At 31.7% G+C, this 3,477-nt stretch carries 3 protein-coding genes and 1 pseudogene; 3 read left to right on the forward strand and 1 reads right to left on the reverse strand.

Annotated features, from left to right (window positions below; translation table 11 throughout):
• Positions 1 to 958, reverse strand: a pseudogene (locus ACQ0RB_RS15625) (sensor histidine kinase); the annotation flags it as partial.
• Positions 959 to 1,081: 123 nt separating this feature from the next.
• On the opposite strand from ACQ0RB_RS15625, the gene ACQ0RB_RS15630 reads away from it, so the two are divergent.
• The 3 genes from ACQ0RB_RS15630 to ACQ0RB_RS15640 all read left to right on the forward strand — a co-directional run bounded on the left by ACQ0RB_RS15630 (position 1,082) and on the right by ACQ0RB_RS15640 (position 3,296).
• On the forward strand, positions 1,082 to 1,450 hold the full coding sequence (locus tag ACQ0RB_RS15630) for a hypothetical protein (RefSeq protein WP_430499619.1): 369 nt from the start codon (positions 1,082 to 1,084) through the stop codon (positions 1,448 to 1,450).
• An 8-nt stretch (positions 1,451 to 1,458) separates the two neighbouring features.
• Positions 1,459 to 2,304: a GLPGLI family protein gene (locus ACQ0RB_RS15635; protein WP_430499621.1), complete on the forward strand. Its 846-nt coding sequence runs from the start codon at positions 1,459 to 1,461 to the stop codon at positions 2,302 to 2,304.
• 104 nt (positions 2,305 to 2,408) lie between these two features.
• Positions 2,409 to 3,296: a GLPGLI family protein gene (locus tag ACQ0RB_RS15640; protein WP_430499338.1), complete on the forward strand. Its 888-nt coding sequence runs from the start codon at positions 2,409 to 2,411 to the stop codon at positions 3,294 to 3,296.
• The last annotated feature ends 181 nt before the right edge of the window (positions 3,297 to 3,477 follow it).

Here is a 3,477-nt window from a genome sequence, read left to right on the forward strand (position 1 = left end):
GCGTGTTTGATAAATCTAAATACGTTTTTGTTTTAGCTTTATCTTCAATAACATTAAAGTTTTGAATGCTTTCAAGTGCAACACCAATGGTTGCAATAGGTGTTTTGAATTCGTGTGTAATGTTGCTGATGAGATCATTTTTTACTTCAGCTAATTGTTTTTGGTGCTTGATGATTTTAAGTAAATAAAACAAACAGCTTATCACTGCCAGAATTAACAATGTGGAAATTAAAATACCACCAAAAATGCGTTTTAAAATAAGCTTTGTTTGGTTTTCAAAACTTAAATTTAAAGAACTTCCTTTAGGTAATAACGTGGATTTTGAAGCAACGTTTAAAATGTTTTTTGAATCGGTTATTGTGTCTTTTATCTTCTTTGTTTTGTTCCTATTAAAGTCAAGTTTGTAATCAATAGTGATGTTTTTTTGAGATAAGTCAGTAGTTATTAAACTGTCAATTTTTTTAACATCAAGCGTGTCATTTGAAATAGAAATAACAACTTTAGACGTTAGTAACTCAAACCCTTTTACTTTTATAGAGTCTTTTTTTATGTCAATAGAATTCAGTTTTTTGTGATCCCATTTTGCATTTAAAATTGAATCTACATTAGCGCCTCTGTAAATAGAAATACCATCAGTAGTTTCAAGATTAAGGCTATCAAGGTTTTTAAACTTTTTTTGAGTAATATCAATTTGCTTTAAAATGGAGTCAAACTTATGGTCTTCGGCAAAAAAATCGTCTTTATAATCGCTTTCAAAAGCAAATCCAATGGTGGTTTGTTCAGCAAGATTAACATAGTAATCATCAACAGCTTTGTCTAAACTTACCTGAACATCTTTAATAAGCTGTTGCTTGTTGGCTAAATAGTTTTTATAATTCCAATACACTTGTATCGCAATAGTGCTAAGTATTACGGTAACTATGAAGTATAATATTATTCGGTATCTAGAATTATTCATAGGTCAAAAGTAAATGTTAAAGAAGATAAAAACTAATCGGTTAACACACGTTAACACTGGTTAACTTAATACTCATTTGGGTTGGTTTAAGTTTGTAGAGTATTAATCAAAAAACGAACATAAATGAAAACACTAATTACCACGATTACTTTTTTAATTGCATTTACATCTTTTAGTCAAATAAAGGAACTACAAAATGCAGATGAAACTTTAGCAACAACAATTCAAAGTATTGAAGTGTCAATAACTATCGATTCTGTTAAAGAGTTGGAAAGCACATTTAATCTTAATGACATAAAAAGTATCGTTGACGATATGAGTCCTGATGAAAACATTTCATTTGAGATAAAATGTAATGGTAAGCCAATATCTAATGGAAAAGAAGCTTCTGCAACTTATAAAATCACTGGAAAAGCAGGAGAGAAAGAAGCATTTTATAACAACATCAATACTATAAAAAAATTAGTAACAGACTATTATAACAATCAATAAATAAGACCATGAAAGATATAGTAAAAGTTTTAATTGCAGTAGTGCTTTTAGCGTCTATAAAAAGTCACGCTCAAGAGTTTACAGGAGTTGCAACCTACAAGTCAAAACGAAAAGTAGATATTAAACTAGACAGTACTCAGGTAAACTCTGAAATGCATCAAAAAATGATGGATATGCTTAAAAAGCAGTTTGAAAAAACGTACATACTTACGTTTAATAAAGAGGAATCGGTTTATAAAGAAGAAGAATCGCTTGGAGCTCCACAACCTGGTGGGATGGAAGTAGTAATGATAAACACAGGAGGAGCAGATGTGCTGTATAAAAACACAAAAGAAGAACGCTACACTAATCAAAATGATGTGTTTGGAAAAATCTTTTTGATAAAAGACGAGCTAAAAAAACTTGATTGGCAATTTGGCTCAGAGACTAAAAACATTGGCGAATACACTTGCTATAAAGCAACCATAACTCGCGAGCGACCAAAAATTGTTGGAGGTATTAGCGTTAATGGTGATAAAGATTTAGATGAAGAAAAAGAACCTGAAATGGAAACCATAACTATTACAGCATGGTATACGCCTCAAATTCCTATAAACAACGGTCCAGGTAACTATTATGGACTTCCAGGTTTAATTCTTGAGGTAAACGATGGATCAGAAACTGTCATTTGTAGTAAAATAGTGCTCAATCCAAAAAATGAAGTTGAAATCACTGAGCCTAAAAAAGGTAAAAAAGTGACTAAAGAAGAGTTTGATAAAATTATGGAAAAGAAAATGGAAGAGATGAAAGAACGTTATAGCCCAAGAAGAGGAAAAGGTGATGGACAAGAGATTGAGATAAGAATAGGAGGTTAGTTTTTATTGGATTTTAACATTTTACAATTAAACTTTCAATTGTTTTAGATGTCTAACAATAGTTAAAACTGTATTTTTAACACAGACTCTTTAGACTTAAAACAATGAAATCAATCTCAATTAAACTTTGTGTTGTATTAATTACACTATTCAGTAACACGCTTTTAGCTCAAGAATTTCAAGGTAAAGCAATCTATCAATCCAAGACTACAGTCGACATGGATAATTTTGGAGGTCGACAAATGAGCGAAGAACAAAAAAAGATGATTACTGAGCGTATGAGAAGCATGCTCGAAAAAACCTTTATACTAACCTTTAATAGAACAGAGTCTACATATAAAGAAGAAGAAAAGCTAGAAACACCAGGTTCAGGAGGAGGTCCATGGAGAGGAATGATGAGTAGTTTTACAGGTGGTCCGCAATACAAAAATGTGAAGGAATCTAAGCTTTTACAAGAACAGGAGTTTTTTGGAAAACAGTTTTTAGTTGTTGATGAGCTTGAAACTCTAGAGTGGAAAATGGAGGGAGAAACCAAGCAAATTGGTCAATACACTTGTTATAAAGCTACAGCTGTAAAAAAAGTAGATGAAATGGATTTTATGAATATGCGAAGACGAAGAGATAGAGACAATGACGAAAAGGAAAAAGCAGAAAAATCTAAAGATTCAGTAGATAGAGATGATCCAATGAGTGAGTTGGAAGTGCCAAAAGAAATAACCATTACAGCTTGGTATACACCACAAATCCCAGTAAACCAAGGTCCAGGAGAATATTGGGGATTACCAGGTTTAATTCTTGAAGTTAATGCAGGTAGAACAACAATATTGTGTTCTAAAATTGTAATGAATCCTGAAGAAAAAGAAGAGATTAAAATGCCTTCAAAAGGTAAAGAAGTAACAAGAGAAGAGTACAACCAAATCATGAAAGATAAAATTGAAGAAATGCGCGAAATGTATGGAGGCAGAGGAGGTCGTGGTAACAGACGTTTCTAATCAATTCACTTTTAAATAATCCCAACTAAAAAATCAAATGAAAAAAATCTTTATGTTCATGCTGCTCTTAGCAGCAAGCAATTCCTTTGCTCAAATAAAAGTAGAAGGTGTAGTAAAAGACAGTATAGGAACTCCGCTTGAACTTGCTAATGTTGTTGCAATTAATCAAGAAACAAAAATT

Source organism: Gaetbulibacter sp. PBL-D1, from assembly GCF_050509525.1.
Taxonomy (GTDB): domain Bacteria; phylum Bacteroidota; class Bacteroidia; order Flavobacteriales; family Flavobacteriaceae; genus Gaetbulibacter_B; species Gaetbulibacter_B jejuensis.

Bases quoted from the DNA above. Each gene is read 5' to 3' on its own strand.
- ACQ0RB_RS15630 (WP_430499619.1), top strand. From the start codon at position 1,082: ATGAAAACACTAATTACCACGATTACTTTTTTAATTGCATTTACATCT.
- ACQ0RB_RS15635 (WP_430499621.1), top strand. From the start codon at position 1,459: ATGAAAGATATAGTAAAAGTTTTAATTGCAGTAGTGCTTTTAGCGTCT.
- ACQ0RB_RS15640 (WP_430499338.1), top strand. From the start codon at position 2,409: ATGAAATCAATCTCAATTAAACTTTGTGTTGTATTAATTACACTATTC.